The organism is Fibrobacter sp. UWOV1 (assembly GCF_900142495.1).
GTDB lineage: Bacteria > Fibrobacterota > Fibrobacteria > Fibrobacterales > Fibrobacteraceae > Fibrobacter.
The window spans coordinates 133,227-154,836 of sequence record NZ_FRBA01000002.1; the positions used below are offsets into that span (position 1 = coordinate 133,227).

Here is a 21,610-nt window from a genome sequence, read left to right on the forward strand (position 1 = left end):
TCGATTATGAAAATTTTGAAATTCTTTTTTTCGTCACTCTGCGTTTTTATTTTACAAGCTTGCGACGATGATGGTTCCGCCAAAGATGATGTGTTGACATCTCTTTGTAAGGAAGACCCGAATAATCCAAGTTGTTCAGATTTAACTATATTTCATGAGTTGCCAGATTACTTTAATGATTATTTGTCAAGTTCTTTTAATGATGGTGATGTTATAGATTATCATTGGTCCGAAACCATTGCGTGGTATCTTGAACCCCAAAATGAGTCTCATCGACATAAATACGGATTTGACATGGATCCATATGCCATTTGTAGCAAATGCAGCGATGCTGTTGCTCGTGGAAGGGATGTATACATGTCTGTAAAAAGAGGTGAAGAAACATATGTAACTATTAGAGTTGATAAAAATGAAAAAGACAAATATCGCTTTATAAATATTTCTGATGGAAAGATAGATGATAGTCGGGTTTTAAAAAAAGGCTCCGACGTGTGTTCAGATGCTGATGAAATTACTGATAGATTTTGTGCAAAAGACATAAAACTTCCTGCGGGAGATTACGGAGTCTACCATTATAATAGTAAAACAAAAGATTACGAAGACAGGCAAAGATACTTGCATATTATAGCTTATGACGAAAAAACAAAACAAATTGACTACGTTGAGTTTGGAGATGAAAGTGAACCTGGATGTATGAAGAATGGTGTTAATGGGTGTTACACAAAAAGAATGGTTGAGGTTAGATTCAATGAAATCATGGCTCAAGCAGTTGTAAGTGCGGGAAAAACGGGTTTCACGAAGCATAATCCCGATTACATAGGTCTTGATGAAAATTTTACAATTGATTTAACGGAATCAATGAATGCGACAATATCAGACGACAACCCAATTATATCCTCTTTAGCTAATCGGATTGAAAATTCGGAAAAATATGGTTTTGCAAAGGAAAAACAAAAATTTGATAAGGCTTATGCTAATTTGGTTGACGATTATTGCGTAAATCATAGTGATGTGTGTAAATTTACTGAATCAACAAGTTTGGTTAATAAAAAAATCACTGGAGAGGAATTTTATAGAACCAATTATGCTGTAGAATGCGGTAGTGAGGAATGCTGGAATTTATGGACTAATTTTGATTTTGCCTTAGAAGACAAAAAGAAAGCGCAAAAAACATTTGAATCGAAACATTTAGCTTTAGCAATAAATCGAATGCGCCTTTTATGGAGAGTACAAGGCAGAAATGACGATATTGTAGTACTCAACAATTATGCCGTATTTAACGAAGCACTTGATATGATGGAAACTGAAAAAAAATTGCAAGTTGAAATCATTCGTGATGGAGAAACGGTGGGTTCCAAGACATATCTTGAATTTCAGCGTCCCACCGGCGATGGTGAATTTGTAGCCAAAGTTGGAAAAATTTTAGAAAAAAGTAAATATTACAATATTGTTGCTGACGTTCTCCCTTTTATACCTGATCCTAACTACGATCCTTCACAAGGATTTGCTGCACAAATAACTCAATCGTTTACTAATGATGTTTCGCCATTTGAAGTAATTGGCGGCATTGCATTTGCTACACATTTAGATGGGACCGCTTCATATAATACGATAGTTCATGAAATTGGACACACCTTTGGACTCACGGATTTATATATGGCTCCAGACGATCCGACAATCCCTGAAAATTATAAAAAAGCAGATTTAAAAGCATCATTTGCTTTTAACGAATCGAATGTCATGTCCTATAAAATTCCAACGGGAAAACGCATTAGACACAGATCTCTGCTTATTACCCCAACAGGAGAAAATATGCAGTTGTATTACAAGGATAAAAGTGGAAACCGTATTTTTGTAACAGAGCGTCAATGGGACTGCATTCGTTCCAGCAAGGATTGTAACACATTATGAAAAAAATATTCATTTATATATCAATAATATCTTCTATTACGTTTGCAACAACAAACCTATATGAAGTTGATGGTTCAAAAGTAGATAACATTAAACGAACTAAAGGTCCTAAGGCTTTAGTTAAAACTAAACACATACAAAAAGATTATAGCACAAACTCTGTTTACGCTATTCAAGATTCTCTTTATGTTTCTTTAAAAGATTCTATTTCGTGGCTTGAAATGGAAAAAAATAAAGATTACACAATTTGCATTGATGATGTACGTGATGGCTTTTGGAAGTCGCCAAACATTTTTGTGAAAAAGAAAGAAAACTGCATTTTGCTAAATTCAGGGAATCTTGTAAAATCAAACCGTATTCAATATGTGACGCAAATAGGCAATGTTTTCACTTTCAATCTTCTTGTGGGAATGAAATATATTGATTTGTCGACTCAAGAACACTTAATCGGAACTGATTTGCACTGTTCACGAACGAGATCTGGCAATTGCATCTATAATGATCCCGTAAGGCATGAGCGTATAGATAAAATTCTTGCTGTTGATAAATATAAGGTTACAGAGTGTGAATTCGTCCAAGCTTTGTGGGATTCGATTCCTGCACAAGAAAATAAAAATTTAGATGACAACAATAATTTTTGGATCGAAAAGAAAAAAAATATGAAAAAAAGTGGAAAATGCGATGCTCACGATTCTGCAGCAACGCGTATTCACTTGTATCATGCATTTCTATATGCAAATGTTAGGAGTTTACGAGATGGTTTTAAGCCAGTATATTCCTTAAAAAAAACGGAATCGCAAAAAAAATCTTTTGACAACAAAGACGGATCGTTTAATATTGATGGAACAAGTTTTTTTGTTAATGTTGCAGAAAATATAAATGTGATGATTGACAAGAATGCTGATGGCTATCGTTTACCGTATTACGATGAATGGACTGCATTGTCTAGAGGTAGTGCGGGAACGTATGGAGAAGGAAACTTAAATGATTCTACAAGAAAAGCACAATATGCTTGGTTTGGTATTCGGGAAAGTGATGATTTTTATTCAACTTTGGATAGCACTAAATTTGAAAATCAAATCATTTTAAAACATTCATGCGGCCTGTGGAAACAAAGATCTCGCCCTGTGGGAATGTTAAAGCCCAATGATTACGGCTTGTACGATATGCTAGGACTTGTTTGTGAAAGAGTAATGTTACCAGGCAAAAGTTTATTCCATAATGAGGTTTCCTCTTGTAAAGGAGGCTTTTTAACATCATCTTTTGAAGAATTAAATGTAAGAAATCACTGTGATGATGATGGTTTTGCAAGCAAGTTGTACCAAGGATTGCGCCTTGTTCGTCAAATTAAGTAGTTCTAGAAAGGCTACAACAATTCAAAAATAGTTTTCCCTAAATTTCAAAGGTTCCGCAGTTCTTGGTAAAACTGCGTAATTTTTATTTTGGAGAACTTTAGGGCGGGTGGGCGAGGCAAGCCGGGTGTTGCGGGCTGGCGTTTGAAGCCCGCTTCGAAGGGGTGGAGAGCAACGCAGTGCGAACCAGGGGGAGTCTTCCCCCTATAAAAAAGTAAATATCCCGGATTGTTTCCGGGATTTTTCGTTTGTTGACGGTTTGTCCATAGAAAAACGAGCCTTTTTTTGATGATTTGGGCGATTTGAGGGTAATTTTAGAGTATTGCAAAAGGAGTGTGAAATGGATATCAAGAAGATTTCCGAGTTTTTGACCCCAGCCCTTTGGCTTGCGGGTGGGCTGATGATGCTTGCAACAGTTGCAAACGCAGCACCGGACCCGAACTTCCACATTTACATTGCGTATGGCCAGTCCAACATGGAAGGCAACGCGACAAACTTCGACAAGAATGTCGATGGCAAGGAACATCCTCGCGTAAAGATGTTCGCAACGACGTCTTGCAGTAACCTTGGTCGCCCGACGGTGGGCGAGATGTACCCGGCAGTGCCTCCGATGTTCAAGTGCAACCAGGGCCTTTCTCCGGCAGACTGGTTTGGCCGCCACATGGCAGACTCCTTGCCCGATGTGACAATCGGTATTATTCCGGTGGCGCAGGGTGGCACGAGTATCCGCTTGTTCGACCCCGATGACTACAAGGCCTATATTGCATCTGCTGCTGATTGGCTCCAGAGCGGCGTGAAGGCTTACGGTAACGACGGTAACGCTATGGGCCGAATCATCGAAGTCGCGAAAAAGGCCCAGGAAAAGGGCGTTATCAAGGGTATCATTTTCCACCAGGGCGAAACCGATGGCGGCATGAGCAACTGGGAACAGATTGTCAAGAAGACTTACGAATACATGCTCGCGCAGCTGGGCCTTAAAGCCGAAGAAACCCCGTTTGTCGCCGGCGAAATGGTGGACGGCGGTTCTTGCGCGGGCTTTAACAGCCGCGTGCACAATCTTTCCAAGTACATCGTCAACTTTGGCGTGGCAAGCTCCAAGGGCTACGGAAGTAAGGGCGACGGCCTCCACTTTACCGTAGAAGGCTACCGCGGCATGGGGCAGCGTTACGCCCAGGAAATGCTGAAACTGGTGAATGTGACTCCGGTGGATCCTGAACCGCAGACTCCGTTCAAGGGAGAAGCTCTTGCGATTCCGGGCAAGATTGAGGTCGAAGATTTCGATATTCCGGGTAAGGGCCGGAACGAAGACGGTACCACCAACGATTCTTACAGCGACGATAGCGAAAACCACGGCGATTCCGACTACCGCAAGGATACCGGCGTAGACCTTTACAAGAAGGCTACCGGAATTGCCGCCGGTTACAACACTACCGGCGACTGGCTCGAATGGACGGTCAATGTTGCCGAAGCTGGCGATTACACCGCTGCCGCTTCTGTCGCTACCGAAGGTGAAGGCGCCTTTACGCTTTCTATCGACGGCAAGTCCATTGGCGAATTTACGGTCACGGGTTCTAGCTACGATGATTTCACCGAAGTCAAGCAGAAGGTGACTCTCCCGGCCGGTAAGCATATCCTGCGCATGGATGTGACGCAGCAATACTTTGATATCGACTACATCAGTTTCTCGACGGAGCAGGATCCTTGCGATGGTTGCGAAGCACCTTGTGCCGATTGCAACACAAAGATTGCCGACGTGCGTCTGAACATGCCGACCGAAGCCGAAAACTTCCGCCTTTTCGACATGAACGGTACCTATCTTGGCGTGGTCCGTGCGACGGGCAAGGCGGAACTCCGCAAGAATGCCGCTAACCTGGTCAAGCGTGGCGGATCCTACATGGCGAAGTCTATGAACGGCCGCACGATGATGATTCAGGTGGCAAAATAGGCATTTTGGATGATTTTAAGAATTGAATGCTGAGACCCGCCTAAAAAGGCGGGTTTCTTGTTTATTTTTCATTACCTTTTGTTGACTATTTATCCATAAATCTTGGCGTTTTTCGCGTGAAATCGGCGTTTTTTGAGGATAATTTTAGAGTATTGCATAAGGAGTGTGTTATGGACCTTAAAAAAGTCTCTGAATTTTTAACCCCGGCCCTGTGGCTTGTTGGCGGGCTCATGATGCTTGCGTCGCTTGCCAGTGCGGCGCCGAACCCCAATTTCCATATTTATATCGCTTACGGCCAGTCGAACATGGCCGGTAACGGCGATATCGTCCCTTCCGAAGACCAGGACAAGTACAAGGAAAAGTTCCTGATGCTCGCCTCGCATAACGCAAACGCGAGCCAGCGCAGCGGCAAGACGAATCAGTCTATCAAGACGGGCGAATGGTACACCGCGATTCCCCCGATGTTCCACCCCTTTGAAAACCTTTCTCCGGCAGACTACTTCGGCCGCGCTATGGTGGATTCCCTGCCGGGCGTTACCGTGGGTATTATTCCGGTCGCTATCGGTGCGGTGAGCATCCGCGCCTTCGACAAGGACCAGTACGAAAGCTATTTCAAGGGCGACGGCAAGGACATCATGAGCTGGGGCTGGCCCAAGGATTACGACAACAATCCTCCGGGACGCATTCTGGAACTCGCCAAGAAGGCTAAGGAAGTGGGCGTCATCAAGGGCTTCATCTTCCACCAGGGCGAAAGTGACGGCACTGATGCTAACTGGCGCAAGACCGTTTACAAGACCTACAAGGACGTGATTGATGCGCTTGGCTTGGACGAAAATGAAGTGCCGTTTGTGGCGGGCGAACTGCTGCAGGAAGGCAACAACTGCTGCTCTAGCAAGAACAGCGGCATTGCGCAACTCAAGCAGAATTTTAAGAAGTTCGGGCTTGCCTCTTCCAAGGGCTTGCAGGGTAACGGCAAGGACCCGTACCACTTTGGGCGCGCAGGCGTGATTGAACTCGGCAAGCGCTACTGCTCAGAGATGCTCAAACTTATTGACAAGACGATTGATCCGGATGCTCCGCCGGTAAACCTGGTGGACCCGAGCCAGTCTACGGTTCCTGACGAACCGCCCGAGGAATATGGCCCCTACACCGACCCGATTGAAATCCCGGGCAAGGTGCAAGCTGAGAACTACAACAAGGGCGGTGCCGACAAGGCTTATTACGATTTGAGCAAGGGCAACGAAGGCGGCAAGCTTCGTAAGGACGATGTGGATATTTATCAGCCGAACATGGGCATTGTCGTGGGCCACTGCCAGAAGGGCGAATGGCTCAAGTACACCGTGAACGTGGCCGCCGACGGCGAATACGAGATTTCTGCCAACGTGGCGGGCGAGAACGGAACCGGTAGCTTGACGCTTTATATGGATGACCAGCCTATCGGTACCGAGATGGTCAATGCCGGAAACGGCTTTGATTCGTTCGAAGTTGTAAGCGGCGGCAAGGCTAGCCTGAAGGCGGGCGAACACGAACTGAAACTCGAAATCACGAACGACTGGATAGACATTGACTATGTTGAATTCAAGGCCGCCAAGAATGACGAACCTCCGAGCAAGATTGGTGCAATTCACTTGAACATGACCGAAGCCGAAAGCAATTTTAACCTGTTCGATATGCAGGGCAAGCATGTGGCTAGCTTCAAGGCCTCTGGCATGGATGCTGCAGTCCGCATGGTCAAGGGCGGTGTCAAGGGTATTCGTCAGGGAGTGTATTTGGTTCGCTCTGCAAGCAAGATGGGCATCAAACAAAAGGTGGTGACTTATGAAAAGTAATGAAATTACAATTATCAAGCAGATTGCGTTTTTCTCGGTAGTCGCGGTCGTGCTCGGATTCCTTTACGGTTAGGACTTAAACTCTCTCTCTTTGTTTTGCACCCCTGAATAAGGGGTGTTTTTCATTTTATTGGCGAAAAGGATTGACAATTTGTCAAAGGATAATGTGCGCGGGAATGGTAAAAAGGGCCTTTTTTAGGGTAATTTTACTATGAAGAAATTTACATGGGCGGTGGTGCGCCCACAAAAGGAGTACTAACATGGGATGGTTTAAAAGTTTGGGCATTGCCCTCGCTAGTTCTTGTGCAGTTTACGCTGTAACAGTCAATAACCCGATTATGTACGTCGATAGCCCGGACCCCTCGATTGTCCGCGTTGACGATGCCTATTACATGGTCACGACGACCATGCACTTTGCGCCGGGTGTGCCGGTTTTCAAGAGCACGGATTTGGCGCAGTGGCGCACTGTGGGTTATGCCTACCAGACGCTTGCCAACAATGACCAGCAGAATTTGAATGGCGGCAAGGATGCCTACGGTAAGGGTTCCTGGGCATCGAGCATCCGCTACCACAAGGGATTTTTCTACGTGCTGACCCCGTCTTACACGACGGGCAAAACTCATTTGTACAAAACCGCCGACGTTGAAAACGGCCCATGGTCCGAAGTGCAGCTCCCGTTCTACCATGACCCTTCTTTGTTCTTTGATGACGATGGCACCGTGTGGGTGTTCTACGGCAGTGGTGACCAGATTAGCTACGTGCAGTTGAACGATGATGCTAGCGGCGTGAAGGCTGGTGGCCGTAGCGGTAAGCTTGGCGGCGTGAGCGTGAACCAGGCGACCGGCAAGAGCAGCTATATCGTGCAGCAGGAAGGCTCGCACATGGAAAAGGTAAACGGCGAATACTATCTGTTCACGATTTCTTGGCCGAACGGTTCCTGCCGTACCGAAGTGGTTTACCGTTCTAAGAACCTCTTGAGCGGATATACAGGAAGAGTTTTCCTCTCTGATAACGGTGTTGCGCAGGGTGGCATTTTCGATACTCCCGATGGCAAGTGGTATGCGCTTTTGTTCCGCGATTCCGGTCCGGTTGGTCGTATGTCGCACTTGGTCCCGATGGAATGGAAGGATGGCTGGCCCGTGCCCACGAGCGGCTCCAAGGCTCCTTCGACAATCGACTTGCCGGAATCTCCGCTTCCGGGCTATGGCATGGTCACCAGCGACGACTTTGAATCTGGCGAACTGGCTCTCGAATGGCAGTTTAACCATAACCCCGACAACAAGAATTGGAGCTTGTCTGCAAATCCGGGTTACTTCCGCATTACAACAGGCCGCACCGATAGCCGCGTCGTGAATGCAAAGAATACGATTACCCAGCGTTCCTTTGGCCCAAAGAGTTCTGGCCGTACGCTTGTGGATGGCAAGGGTATGAAGGATGGCGATATTGCGGGTCTCGTGGCCTTGCAGGATGACAAGGGCTTTGTGGCTCTCGCAAAGGAAAACGGTAGCTACAAGGTGGTGATGTACACTGGAAACAAGGACGGTGAAAGCCTGAAGGATAGCAAGGCCATTTCGGGTTCCAAGGTTTACTTGCGTATCGATTTTGACTTGCCGATTGACCGCGGTACCGCATACTTCTATTACAGTACCGATGGCAATACCTGGACAAAGATTGGTAGCGACGTAAAGCTCAATTACGACTTGCACATGTTCGTGGGCGTGCGTTGGGGCCTCTTCAACTTTGCGACCAAGCAGGCCGGTGGTTACGCAGACTTTGATTGGTTCAAGGTCGGTACCGACGTGAACGATGAAATTTATCTCGATGGCGCTGGCTCTGAACCTGTTCCGCAGACTCCGTTCTGCGCTGCTGGTGAAAATTGCCCTGCCGTTGCGCTCCCGGGCAAGATCGAAGCAGAAAACTTCGACGTTCCGGGCAAGGGTAAAGATGGCACCTCTTACTATGACGCCGATTCCGAAAACCACGGCGATAGCGATTACCGCAAGGGCACGGGCGTTGACCTTTACAAGAAGGCGACCGGCGTCATTGTGGGCTACAACAGCGAAGGCGACTGGCTCGAATACACCGTGAACGTAAAGGATGCAGGTGATTACACCATGTTCGCGGCTGTTGCTGCGGCTGGCTCTACCTCGAGCTTCAAGCTCTCCTTGGATGGCAAGGACATTACCGAAGAAATCGCGGTGCCGGCAGCAAGCTCCGGCGAAGAGAATTACGACGATTACAACAAGGTGAAGGCCAATGTAACGCTCCCTGCTGGCGAACATGTGCTCCGCTTTACGGTTACTGGCGCTTGGCTCGATATTGACTACTTCACATTCGTGAAGGGCGCAAACGCTACGGACCCGGAACCGATTGATCCGACGGGTATCGCAAATGCAGTGCGCTACGATGTGCAGGCCGAACAGGTTTACCGCGTATATGGCCTGAACGGAAACTTTGTGGGCTCCGTGTTTGCGACAAGTGCAAGCGAGGCTCAGTCTAAGGTGCGCGCTATGGTTTCGGAAAAGGGCGTGTACCTGATTAGGGCGAAGAATGGGATGGTTCATCGCTTTACGGTAACGAAGTAAGGACCCGTAAAAAAGGAGCGAAGGATGTTTGGTATGAAAAATTTGGGCAAGGTGGTGCTTGCCTTCGCAAGTGTTGCGCTGCTTACGGGTCATGCTGTTGCTGACAACATAACTGTTGACGGAAAATCCCGCAGCATGCTCGTGTATGCTCCGTCGGGAATCGAAAAGAATCGTCCGCTCATCATTCAAATGCACGGCATGAACCAAGATGCCCCCTACCAGAAGAATGCGGCGAAGTGGGAATCCATTGCCGATACCGCGCGCTTTGTGGTGGTGTTCCCCAACGGCGAAAATAAGGCCTGGGACATCGGTGGCAATAAAGACATCAATTTTATCAAGGCCATCATCAACGAGATGTATAGCAAGTACGGTATCGACAAGAACCGCGTGTACGTTTCAGGCTTCTCGATGGGCGGCATGATGAGCTACCATGTGGCAAACAAGATGGGCGACCAGATTGCGGCCATCGCGCCTGTTTCGGGCGGAGGTGGAGTGAATTCTCCCAAGCGCGCCATGCCGATTATGCATACGCACGGTACCACCGACGACGTGGTGAATTATAACAGCACCGTGAATACCTTGAAGGGCTGGGTCAATGCGCAAAAATGCTCCAGCAATTCGCAGAAGATCAAGCCGTATCCGTCGACCAAGCCGGGCTCTGCCGCATCGCTTGAAATCTGGAGCGGCTGCACCGATGGCGTCGAAGTTCGCCTGCTGACTATTGATGGCAAGGGCCACTGGTATTCCATGGACGAAGCCGTGAGCGTGAACACAAGCGTGGAAATCTGGAATTTTGTGAAGAACTACTCGCTGGACGGTTCCAGCATTACTCCGCCGACCCCTGCGATTGTCGTTCCCACGAACCGCGAAGAAGTCTTTAACGGAGGCTTTGATTCGAGCGCCGTGGCTTGGGACTTGCAGACGCATGGTGACGCTCAGGCCAGCGGCGATGCAAAAGATGGCAAGTACAAACTCGATATTTCGGCAATCGGCACACAGAATTATCAGGTGCAGCTGATCCAGCACGACTTGCGCCTTGTAAAGGACCAGTGGTACGAAATCAGTTTTGATGCCAGTGCAAGTGCTGCCCGTACGCTCGAAGTCAACGTGGAACAGCATAATGACCCGTGGGCGAGCTACCTCAAGGAAAAGCAGAATTTTGAAATTGGAACAGATGTGAAGAACTTCAAGTTCAATTTCCAGATGACAGCCGCAACGGATACCAACAGCCGCTTGAGCTTTAATGCGGGCGCTGCGACGGGCTCGCTCACCTTGGATAATGTGGTGCTTAAAAAGATCGATGCCCCGACGGATCCGGAATTGACTGGCATTGCACCGAAAATGGGCTCGGTTGTCGCTGCTACCGCCGAATATGCGGTATATAGCCTCTCCGGCAAACGCCTCGGAACGGTAAAAATTCGCCATGCGACGGAAACGGAGACTTTGTTGAAGGCCAAATTCGGGAAGGGCGTCTACATGCTCCGTAGCGAGAACGGCAAAAAGACCTTGTTCCATGTTAAATAAAAACGGTCGCTTTTATCGGTAAAAATTGCTGAAATTCGCTTAAATTCAGAAATAATATGACAAACGGCATTGACAAATAGTCAACGCCGTTTTGCTTTTCTGGGTGAGTTTTCCCTTTTTTTAAGAATATTTTTTTAGGTGTAAATATCATCATGGAGTGATGAAGATGTTTGGCTTAAAAAAATACTCGTTCGGCGGGGCTATCGCCCTTGCTTTTTGTGGTTTGGCCTCTCAGGCCTTTGCGCATCCCGATAGTTTGGTGCTTACACCCCCGCTGGGGTGGAACAGCTGGAACGTATTCCACGAAAACATCAACGAAAAACAGATTCAGGAAATCGCCGATGCCATGGTGTCTTCTGGCTTGAAGGACGCGGGCTACATTTACCTGAACCTCGACGACAACTGGATGGATACCAAGCGCGATGCCCAGGGTAACCTCCAGAATAATCCGAAAACCTTCCCGAGTGGCATGAAGGCCATTGCCGATTACGTGCATGCGAAGGGCCTTAAGTTCGGCCTTTACGGCGACCGCGGCAAACGTACTTGCCACCATTACAACAGCAAATGGGATAGCCAGAGCGGTTCCAACGGTCACGAAGAACAGGATGCTAAGAAACTCGCCGAATGGGGCGTTGACTACTGGAAGTACGACAACTGCGATTCTGACCCGAATACCCAGGAAAAAGATTACACCGCCATGTCCAAGGCCCTCCGCAATTCCGGACGCGACATCGTGTTCAGCATTTGCATGTGGGAATACAAGGAGTGGATGCCGAAAATCGCCAACCTCTGGCGTACCACTTTCGACATTGGCCCCGAATGGATTTCTACCTCCTGGTATCGCGGCGTCTACGAAATTATCGATGCCAACAACAAGTACTGGCAGATTGCAAAACCCGGCCACTGGAATGACCCGGACATGCTCGAAGTGGGCAACAGGGGCCTCTCTTACGAAGAACAACGCTCCCAGATGACGATGTGGTCTATTATGGCCGCTCCCATCATGATCAGTTCTGACGTGCGCAGCATGAGTAACGAGACTAAGGAACTCTACCTGAACAAGGACATGATTGCCATCAACCAGGATTCCCTGGGCGTTCAGGGCCACCGCATCTCTGACAAGCAGGGTAAGCAGGTTTGGACCAAGCCCTTGAAGAATGGCGACCTTGCCGTGGCACTCCTCAATAACAACAACTCTACTCAGACTGTGGAATGCAACTTTGCAGACATTGGCGTAGAAGGCGAAGTGGAAGTTCGCGATGCCTGGAAAAAGAAGGATCTGGGCCCGCTTTCGCACGTTTCTATCGAACTTCCGGCTCACGGCTCGGCACTCCTCCGCTTGGTTTTAAAGCCGGTTCCGCGCGCTCCGTTCAAGGGCGAAGCTCTCGCTATTCCGGGCAAGATCGAAGTCGAAGATTTCGACATTAACGGCGTGGGCCAGGGCAATACCACCTATAACGAAAGCGATACCGAAAACCACGGCGATTCTGACTATCGCCCGGGTACCGGAGTCGACCTTTACAAGAAGGCGTCTGGCATCATTGTCGGTTACAACCAGGCGGGCGAATGGCTTGAATACACCGTGAAGGTGGCAAAGACCGGAACTTACGCCATGAACGCCTCCGTTGCCTCTGCCAACAGCACGTCAAGCTTTAAGCTCTCTATGGACGGCAAGGACATTACCGAAGAAATCGCAGTGCCTGCAGCAACCGCCGGTGAAGACAACTATGACGAATACAATACGGTCGAAGCCAAGGTCAGCCTGACCGAAGGCGAACACATTCTCCGCTTCACGGTTACCGGCGACTGGATGGACATTGACTATATCGAGTTCTGCGAGGGCGAAACCTGCAATACCACGGGCTTGCGCAAGTCAATTCCCGCGGCAGTGCGCAACACCAATTCTCCGCGACTCCTCAAGAAGGGCAATGCCATGTTCATCGAAAAGAACGGCAAGCGCTTTGACCTGACGGGTCACCGCATCAAGTAATTTGCTACTCCAAAATCACTCCTAAGAAAGAGAGGCTCCGCTAGCGATAGCGGGGCTTTTTACATACGTCTCACTCGCGTTGTTGTCGCGTTTTGTTGGCATCGTTTTTGCGACTTGATTACATCTTTGACTATTGAAATTTCTGCAAAGGTATTTGGCTTTGAAGGGATGAAAATCGTTGGTGCAAGATATAATTTTATAAAGGATAAATTGGTTTAAAAAAGGATGGTATAAGATGTTTGGAATCAATACAAAAAAAATCGCTTGCGTTACCCTTGCTGTGGTAGGAGGTCTCGTCACTCAAGGGTATTCGCAAGACGTTCTTTATCCTGATATGTTCGCGTTGAACGAAGTTCAACTGCTTGACGGTCCGTTAAAAGAACGCCAAGACTTGAACGTAGAAACCCTGCTGAGTTACGACGTGGACCGCCTTCTGGCGCCGTTCTACGAAGAAGCGGGCATGCGGCCGAAAGCATCCAAGTTCCCGAACTGGGCTGGTTTGGACGGGCATGTGCTCGGGCATTACCTGAGTGCACTTGCGATGCATTACGCCGACAATGACGACATTCAGGTTAAAGAACGGTTGGAATATGTCTTGAAAGAACTCAAAACCATTCAGGACCAGAATTCCAAGGACAACAACTTCAAGGGCTACATTAGCGGCGTGCCCAACGGCAAAAAGATGTGGCTCAGCATGAAGAGCGGAAATGCCGGTGCCCAGAACGGCTATTGGGTGCCGTGGTACAATATCCACAAGCTCTATGCGGGCCTCCGCGATGCCTACATTTATGCAGGCTATGAACAGGCTAAGACCATGTTCTTGGCTCTTTGCGACTGGGGCATTACGATTACGAACGGCCTTGACGATTCCAAGATGCAGCAGATGCTCGGCACTGAACACGGCGGCATGCCCGAAGTTTACGCCGACGCCTACAAGCTCACGAACGATACGAAGTATTTGAATGCGGCTAAGAAGTGGTCGCACCAGTGGCTTTTGAATCCGATGTCGCAAGGCAATGACAACTTGACGAACGTGCATGCGAATACACAGGTGCCGAAAGTCGTCGGTTTTGCGCGAATTGCGGAACTCTCTGGCGATGAAAAGTACAAGAAAGGCTCCGAGTTCTTTTGGCAGACGGTTGTGAACAAGCGCAGTATCGCTATTGGCGGTAACAGCATTTCGGAACATTTCCCGGCGCTCAACAACCATAAAAAGTTTGTCGAAGAACGCGAAGGACCGGAATCTTGCAATACTTATAACATGCTCAAGTTGACGGAACGCCTGTTCAATATGGACCATAGCGCCAAGCAGGCGGATTTCTATGAACGCGCGCTCTTTAACCATATCTTATCCACAATACATCCAAAACATGGCGGGTACGTGTACTTCACTCCTGCACGTCCCCGCCATTACCGCGTGTATTCCAAGGTGAATGCAGCCATGTGGTGCTGCGTGGGTTCGGGCATGGAAAACCCGGCAAAGTACAACCAGTTTATTTACACCAAAGACGGCGACAAGCTTTACGTGAACCTCTTTGCCGCATCCATCTTGAATTGGAAGGCCAAGAACGTGCAAATCAAGCAAGAGACCGCATTCCCGAAGGGTGAAAGTTCCAAGTTCACCGTTACCGGCTCCGGCTCTTTCGACATGCAGATTCGTCACCCGTACTGGGTCAAGGAAGGCGAATTCAAGGTGATCGTCAACGGTGACACTGTGGTGAAAAAGTCTGACCCTTCGAGCTACGTGTCGGCCGGAAAATCTTGGAAGACTGGCGATGTAATCGAAGTACTTTACCCGATGTACACGCATGTCGAAGAATTGCCCAACGTGTCTGACTACGTGGCACTTTTGCATGGCCCGATCGTGCTTTCTGCAAAAACGGGAACCGCTAACCTGAACGGCCTCGTGGCCGATGACGGTCGCTGGAGCCATATTGCCTCGGGCGCGCTCGAATCCCTTGATCAGGCCCCCATGCTTGCAAGCAAGAAAGAAGATATTCCCTCGAAGCTTGAACCTGTGAAGGGCGAACCGTTACACTTTAAGGCCCCGTACTTGTTTGCGAACAAGAAAGACGGCAGCCTGCTTCTGGAGCCTTTCTACGAGGTGCATGACGCGCGCTACATGATGTACTGGATGGTGCTTACGGACCCCTCGATTCTGGAACGCCTGAAAAAGGAACAGGAAGAAGCCCTGGCGCTCGACGAGAAAACGGTTGACAAGGTGGCCCCTGGCGAGCAGCAACCCGAAGTGGATCACCAGATGAAAACCGAAAATACGACCTCCGGCACGGCAAACGGTGAATTCTACCGCGACGCGGGCAAGTGCAATGCGGGCGACGGCGGCATGATCAGCTACGTGCTCGAAACCAATAGCGAAGATTCCTTGAGCCTGATGGTTCGCTATTGGGGCAACGAAGGCTGCTCCCGTACCTTTGATATCATGATCGACGGCGAAAAGCTCACGACCGAAAGCATCGAGGGCAAGTGGAACAAGAAGGAATTCGTGAATGAAGTCTATGCGATTCCCGATGCCATGGTCAAGGGCAAAAAGGAAATCCGCGTGACGTTCCAAGCGGGTGCCGGCAACATGGTGGGTGGCCTCTACGGTGTGCGCCTGCTGCGCAACAAGCCCAAGCCGGAACCCCCGCAGAATGTGGTGGCCAAGGTCAAGTCTTCGCTCGAATTGAAGGCTCGCGTTTACGGCGGCGAATTGCAGATTGATGCCGGTACGGCGCTTTCGCAGGGCTATACCGCCAGAATTTTCAGCATGAACGGTCGCTTGGTAAAGTCGCAGGCGCTTGCGGCGGGGCAATCCAGCTTCAGCATCGGCCTTGGCGACATGCAAAACGGCATGTACATTTTGAAGATCCAACGCGACGGCTTTAGCTACGGCACGACGATTTTCAGGAAAAACCGATAAAATTGAGAATATTTCGCGGAATTTGAGAACATGAATTCTGCGAAATGTTGGGTTTTATGTTTAAATCTGTTAAATTTTAGTTAATTTAGGATATTTTGCTAATATAGAGCTATATTTACCATATAAAATTTGAGAACATTTTAAAAGTTCTCCGGGATGGATATATGGTAAATTGGGTGAATAAGTTCAAAATGGCGGTCTTGGCCGCCGCTTTGGGCACAGGCGTTGCCTCGGCAGAAAAGACGGTGATGTTCTTTACGCCGTGGTCGAATACCAATGCAGTCTTGTTCATGAACGGCGATTCCGTTGCGACAATGACTGCGCTAGACAATTACTGCGGTTGGTTCAAGGCGACCGTCGACGCTCCCGAAAAGAATTTCAACGTCTACTTCAAGCAGACCGTTGGCCTGAATTACGTGGGCGCCGAGGGCATGGTGACTGAAGAACCTATGACCGCGGGCGAAATTTCGCTCGATTCCGTGGCGGCACTTTCGGACACCATTTGGGTGCAGGGCTACAAGACCGATGTTCCTGCGCAGTTTTCGGGCTACCCTGGCGTACTCGGCGATTGTCCGCTCAAAAAAATTCCCGTGACCGTTTACGACTGGCTGCACGGTACCAAGGGCGACGGCGACGGTAGCGGCAAAAATGGCGACCCCGCAAACGGAGTCAGTGCCGACTTTGGTTCGGGCGGATGTTCCGGCAAGGACAAGGCCGTCACAGGCATGGTCGAATACAACCTCGGCGAAAACGGAGTCCCCGTGCGCGCAGACCCGTTCCCCGAAAAATGCAAGATTACGGAACATCTCGACAGTTGGTTCTTGCCCGAAGTCATTGCCAAAGACGACGAAGGCAACGAGTATACCAACATGACTTGCCGCGACCTTTACGTGTCTATGGACGACGAAGGATTCTGGCTTGCTGAAGTTTCCAAAGACCAGATTTCTAAAGGCAACGAGGCCAATTCGGACGGCATGTTCTTGCTGGACGATTTTGAATTTCTCGACGAAGCGAAGACGGTTCCGAACCCTTATTACGACCAACTGAAGGGAACAAAAATCGGAAAGCATAACTTCGGCTATGCCGCAAAAATCCAGGCGACGTTTGAATACGTTCCGGGGCAGTATTTTGATTTTTACGGCGACGACGATGTGTGGGTGTTTATCGACCACCGCCTGGCGGTAGACATTGGCGGGCAGCACGGTCAGGTAGCGGGTGCTGTGGATCTCGATACCATCGGGCAGAATACGGGCGACAAGCTTGTTCCCGGCAAAATCTACGACTTCCATATTTTCTATGTGGAACGCCATACGGGCTCTTCGAATTTCCGCATGCGTACCTCGATCGATTTGCAGGTCGATGCGTCAATCTTCTTGTCGTCGGACAATCGTGACGGCGGCACCACTTACGAAGTCTGGCAGATAAACAAGAAGAACAAGCTTTCTTGCAACTTTGATGCAAATTCTACCGAGCTCGATACGACCGGTGGCGTGTCTACCTTCAAGCTTACGGGCGGTAACCTCGCAGGGCCAGAAATTCTGGGCATTGGCACCCATTACGAAGGCATCAAGATTACGAGCGATTCTACGTTCTCCATTGACTCTGCGGCGATTGTTTCTAGCTTTGCGCTTGCCCCCGGCCATTACTTTTTAGAGATCACGCTCAAGGCGGACCCGAGTCAAATGGTGAAGGTCGAAATTACGGTGCCCTCTTATTCTGTGCCGAGTGTCGCGTTTGCAAAAGAAGACTGGACGATTCTTGGTAAAGAGGTTTCGGGCGACACCGCCCAAATTGGCCCCTGGGCGTATGCGACATACCAGGTGAACATTACCTTCTTTGAAGAATGGGCGAAGGTCAACAATTACAACCGCAAGATTAACCTTTCTTTCTCGAACCCGGATATCGATATTTTAGATACGGTGGGCGGCAAGAAAATCAATGCCGTGACTCTCGACGAAAACGGTCGCGCCACGTTCTACGTACATGCGAATTCCCCTGTGTCGGGCGTGAACCTTACGGCCAAGGGCGCTGCAGCGGGTGTTTCGTTGTGGAGTAACTTGAAATTTGCCGAACCGCCTGCACCCCGTGTAGAACGCGCCATTGTGGTAGATAGAAACGGTGACGGCCGTGCAGATAGTTTGTATGTGCATTTCGAGCGCTCTATCATGGGCAATAGCCGACTTGATTCGATCCAATTTACCTTTGGCGAATCGTTCCAACCGACATCGAAATTCAAGGTGATAAACGAAACCGATATCGTGATCACGGCTGAAGACATGACCGGCGAAGGTTGCAGCAAGAGCGTTTGCGGCTTTGGCAGCAGGCAATTTACGGGCGATGCGTCTGGTGCGTACACGGGAACTTTGAACAACTGGTTCACCTACGAAAACGAAGGCGAAGTAAGCAACTTCTACATCGAAAATGAACCGGTAAGCGATGGCATTGGCCCCATTATTCTTGCGGCTTCGAAAACCGAAAGCAAAGACGGAAGCAGAATCTTGAACATTACCTTTAGCGAAGCGATTACAGATGAATCGAGGGCGGCCTTTGCCGAAATGTTCGAATTTACCTGCGTGCGTTCGGGTTCGAATCAGGTGCCGGAAAAGCCTGTATTGCAGAGCGGTTTGGGCGCGCAAATGATGCTGGTTTATGCCGTAAGCGAAATGGATGCGGTGCTCCCGAATGCCGGGGACATGATCCGCTTTGCGCCTCGCGGCTCCGCACGTGATTTGGTCGGCAATGCGCCGCATGCCGAAAACCCGTGGGTCGTAATTACCGGAAACCAAGACCTCGGCGTAGAAAATCCAGGCGTTGTCGCTCTTGGCGAAGATCCGTACGACATTATCAAGAATAATTCCGTAACGCAGCCGAAACTCATAACGGGCACAACGCAGACTGCCCAGCAGATAGCAGATTCCCTGGGCGTGCAAGGGTCGCTTCTTGATTTCGATATCGCAAAAATCATGGTGGAACAGACGAAAAATGCGGTCGATGCTCTTGACGCCTTTATCAAATCGCGCATCGGGAGCGAAACCGATTACGACACGACCATTACAAGCATTAGCGAACAAGAAGCGCTTGCGCAATTGTTCAACGATATCCGCGTGAATCTGTTAGACACGTCGTACGGATTTAGCGAACAGACCATCAATGGTATTTTGGACGGTTCCATTACCGAAGAAAACTACAAGGCCTTTGTGGGCGAACAGGAACTTGGCGTGATTGCGACCATGACCGAAGCCAATATCGATGCAAGCCGCGACACGACCATTACCATAGGCGGCGTTACAACGGTAACGCAGGGCGACATGTTCGAATTGATCCGCAGCGGAAAACTGGATGCCGAACTCGCCGAGGCGGGGGTGAGCGAAAAACTGGTCGAGGCGATCAAGCGGGGCGATGTGACCGAATACAACCTCGAAGAATACCGCAGCGGCGAAAAGACGGTTGTGGCCGACAATGCAGTCGAACTTTACTACCGCACGCATTATTTTAGCCAATTTGGCCAGTATGTGGGCGGAACGTCGGGCTCTATTAAGTGTTCCGACAAAGAAGTGTACGGCGACGAAGGCTGCCTCAAAAACAAGGGTAAAGTGTTCCTTGCCTGGAACATGCGCTCCAAAAACGGGCGATTGGTGGGTACAGGCGTCTATATTGCGCGCCTCGAAGTCAAAATTGTGGTAGACGGCAAGAATACGGTGCACCGCACGCACGATTACCTATGGGGCGTACGCCGCGGAAAATCGGGTTTTTAACTTCCCATTGACATTATGTCAATAGAATCTCCTTTTTGGGGGTTCTTTTTTTGTGCCCAAAAGGTAATTTATAATCAGGTTGTTTGAAAGGTGGAAAAGGAAGGTGTTCTTATGAAGTTTGGTTTTAAGATTAGGCGTGTTGCCTGTTCCGTTTTGGCTGCAACCGCACTCTCGGCAGTGAATTCTTTCGCTGTCACAAGTCAGTTCCGTGGGGTGAACTGGGCCGATAAACGCGACAATTTTGTCTCTGACATACTTGTGCTTTCGGGCATGAGCCTTTCGGATAATTACCAGTCGGCATCTGTGGTGGCAGACCGCGTTATCGGGCAGTTCCAGGAGCTTTTCGGCACCAACAGCGTGCGAATTCCGGTGAACGAACCCACGATTCTCAAGTTCTGGGATACCTACACGGGCGTTATCGACATGGGTCTTTCCAAGGGCCGCATCGTGATGGGCTATTGGGGCCCTGCACAGCCTTCGGGCCCGAAGAACATGAATGATTGGTGGAGCATGTGGGCAAAAATCGTCGAAAAATACGGCGACCACCCGAATGCCTATTTTGAAATTTTCAATGAGCCGCACATGTACAGCAAAACGGAACTGCGCGACCTGTACGCCCAGTGGCTGAGCAAGTTCCCGAATGTGCCGCGCGACCATATTCTGCTTGACGGCTCGGGCCTTGCGTGGAATGTGCCCGACATTGCCGACGACCCGCGCTTCGAAGGTTGCCTTTTCGCGGTGCACGAATACACGTTCTGGAACATGAGCATTACCACCGAACAGGGCTGGAAAAACAGCTTCAAGGGTAAGGTGGGCAAGTACATTGACCGCACCGTGTGTACAGAATGGGGCGGCGCCATGAGCCCTGGCGACAAGGCTGGCGTGCATTACGACTACATGGACTATAATTCTACTCCGACGAATTACTTTATGGCCTACATTCGCGGCATGTCCGACCAGTTGCGCGAATGGGAAATGGGTAGCTTTTATTGGCCGGGGTTGCGTGATGGTGACTGGTACAGTATGACAAAGCGCAGCGGCGAAGGCGCAAACATCAAGCTCGAAATCGTGAACCAGTCGGGCGTAGACCGCATGAAAATGGCTTGGGCAGACACTGTCGAGACGACTCCGCTCGTGCGCGAGGCGTTTAGTGGCGAACCTGCGGCGATTCCGGGCGTAATCGAGGCCGAGAATTACGACAAGGGCGGCAACCGCTTCAGTTTCTATGACAAGGATGCTACCAACAAGGGCGAAATCTACCGCGAAGACGCTGTGGATGTCGTTACCCTGGATGGTGCGACTTGCAATGGTGACGCTTGCAAGGGTTACGCGATTGGTTACACCGAAGCGGGCGAGTGGCTTGAATACAGCGTGAAAGTCGCTGCCGATGGCAAGTACGGCGTTCGCGCGAATGTGGCGACGGCTTCAGAGACCTCGAAAATCCAGCTGCTTGTCGACGGCAAGGTGCTTCTCGATACCGTTACGATCGACAAAGTCGACACGACCTGGAATGTATACAAAGAAATCGATATCGGAGCTGCTAACCTTACTGCTGGCGAACACATTCTAAGGCTTGTCATTGCAGGCAGCTATGTGAATGTAGACTGGCTAGAATTCTGCGAAAAAGAAACTTGTGAAGACAAAACAGGAATCCGCGCAATCGCTCCGGCAGCGGTTTCTAAGGCGGCTCCGCGCCTGCGCAAACAAGGCGGCAAGCTCTTTGTCGAAAAGAACGGCATGCGCTTTGACTTGACCGGACACCGTATCAAATAAGTGTTTCGGCATTGACAACTTGTCAA

At 49.3% G+C, this 21,610-nt stretch carries 10 protein-coding genes; all 10 read left to right on the plus strand.

Translation table 11 applies throughout. The features are described 5' to 3' along the window. The first annotated feature begins 6 nt into the window (after positions 1–6). The 10 genes from BUC02_RS04350 (at position 7) to BUC02_RS04395 (ending at position 21,584) form a co-directional block, all read left to right on the plus strand. Positions 7–1,911: a zinc metalloprotease gene (locus BUC02_RS04350; RefSeq protein ID WP_073319204.1), complete on the plus strand. Its 1,905-nt coding sequence runs from the start codon at positions 7–9 to the stop codon at positions 1,909–1,911. Beyond that, positions 1,908–3,266 carry an SUMF1/EgtB/PvdO family nonheme iron enzyme gene (locus BUC02_RS04355; RefSeq protein WP_073319207.1) on the plus strand — a complete coding sequence of 453 codons (1,359 nt, stop codon included), beginning with the start codon at positions 1,908–1,910 and terminating at the stop codon, positions 3,264–3,266. The genes BUC02_RS04350 and BUC02_RS04355 overlap by 4 nt, the downstream gene beginning before the upstream one ends. Positions 3,267–3,603: 337 nt before the next feature. Next, positions 3,604–5,208: a sialate O-acetylesterase gene (locus BUC02_RS04360; RefSeq protein ID WP_073319210.1), complete on the plus strand. Its 1,605-nt coding sequence runs from the start codon at positions 3,604–3,606 to the stop codon at positions 5,206–5,208. A gap of 170 nt (positions 5,209–5,378) precedes the next feature. Continuing rightward, on the plus strand, positions 5,379–7,037 hold the full coding sequence (locus BUC02_RS04365) for a sialate O-acetylesterase (protein WP_073319213.1): 1,659 nt from the start codon (positions 5,379–5,381) through the stop codon (positions 7,035–7,037). A 260-nt stretch (positions 7,038–7,297) separates the two neighbouring features. Further along, entirely contained in the window at positions 7,298–9,622 is a 2,325-nt protein-coding gene (locus BUC02_RS04370; RefSeq protein ID WP_073319216.1) for a family 43 glycosylhydrolase, read from the plus strand. 24 nt (positions 9,623–9,646) lie between these two features. After that, positions 9,647–11,146: a carbohydrate binding domain-containing protein gene (locus BUC02_RS04375; protein WP_073319219.1), complete on the plus strand. Its 1,500-nt coding sequence runs from the start codon at positions 9,647–9,649 to the stop codon at positions 11,144–11,146. Positions 11,147–11,306: 160 nt separating this feature from the next. Continuing rightward, positions 11,307–13,136: a carbohydrate-binding protein gene (locus tag BUC02_RS04380; RefSeq protein WP_254794095.1), complete on the plus strand. Its 1,830-nt coding sequence runs from the start codon at positions 11,307–11,309 to the stop codon at positions 13,134–13,136. A gap of 235 nt (positions 13,137–13,371) precedes the next feature. Then, positions 13,372–16,056 (plus strand): beta-L-arabinofuranosidase domain-containing protein, encoded by a 2,685-nt coding sequence (locus tag BUC02_RS04385; RefSeq protein WP_073319222.1) that lies wholly within the window; start codon positions 13,372–13,374, stop codon positions 16,054–16,056. Between the two features lie 176 nt (positions 16,057–16,232). Continuing rightward, positions 16,233–19,811, plus strand: a complete 3,579-nt coding sequence (locus BUC02_RS04390; protein ID WP_254794097.1) for a fibro-slime domain-containing protein — start codon at positions 16,233–16,235, stop codon at positions 19,809–19,811. Positions 19,812–19,922: 111 nt separating this feature from the next. Then, complete coding sequence (locus BUC02_RS04395; RefSeq protein WP_083564414.1) at positions 19,923–21,584, plus strand: carbohydrate-binding protein; 1,662 nt, start codon at positions 19,923–19,925, stop codon at positions 21,582–21,584. Positions 21,585–21,610 lie beyond the last annotated feature (26 nt).

What these genes read in the sequence shown, in the direction of transcription:
- BUC02_RS04350 (WP_073319204.1), top strand. Translation starts at nt 7, where the DNA reads ATGAAAATTTTGAAATTCTTTTTTTCGTCACTCTGCGTTTTTATTTTA.
- BUC02_RS04375 (WP_073319219.1), top strand. Translation starts at nt 9,647, where the DNA reads ATGTTTGGTATGAAAAATTTGGGCAAGGTGGTGCTTGCCTTCGCAAGT.
- BUC02_RS04370 (WP_073319216.1), top strand. Translation starts at nt 7,298, where the DNA reads ATGGGATGGTTTAAAAGTTTGGGCATTGCCCTCGCTAGTTCTTGTGCA.
- BUC02_RS04380 (WP_254794095.1), top strand. Translation starts at nt 11,307, where the DNA reads ATGAAGATGTTTGGCTTAAAAAAATACTCGTTCGGCGGGGCTATCGCC.
- BUC02_RS04355 (WP_073319207.1), top strand. Translation starts at nt 1,908, where the DNA reads ATGAAAAAAATATTCATTTATATATCAATAATATCTTCTATTACGTTT.
- BUC02_RS04360 (WP_073319210.1), top strand. Translation starts at nt 3,604, where the DNA reads ATGGATATCAAGAAGATTTCCGAGTTTTTGACCCCAGCCCTTTGGCTT.
- BUC02_RS04385 (WP_073319222.1), top strand. Translation starts at nt 13,372, where the DNA reads ATGTTTGGAATCAATACAAAAAAAATCGCTTGCGTTACCCTTGCTGTG.
- BUC02_RS04365 (WP_073319213.1), top strand. Translation starts at nt 5,379, where the DNA reads ATGGACCTTAAAAAAGTCTCTGAATTTTTAACCCCGGCCCTGTGGCTT.
- BUC02_RS04395 (WP_083564414.1), top strand. Translation starts at nt 19,923, where the DNA reads ATGAAGTTTGGTTTTAAGATTAGGCGTGTTGCCTGTTCCGTTTTGGCT.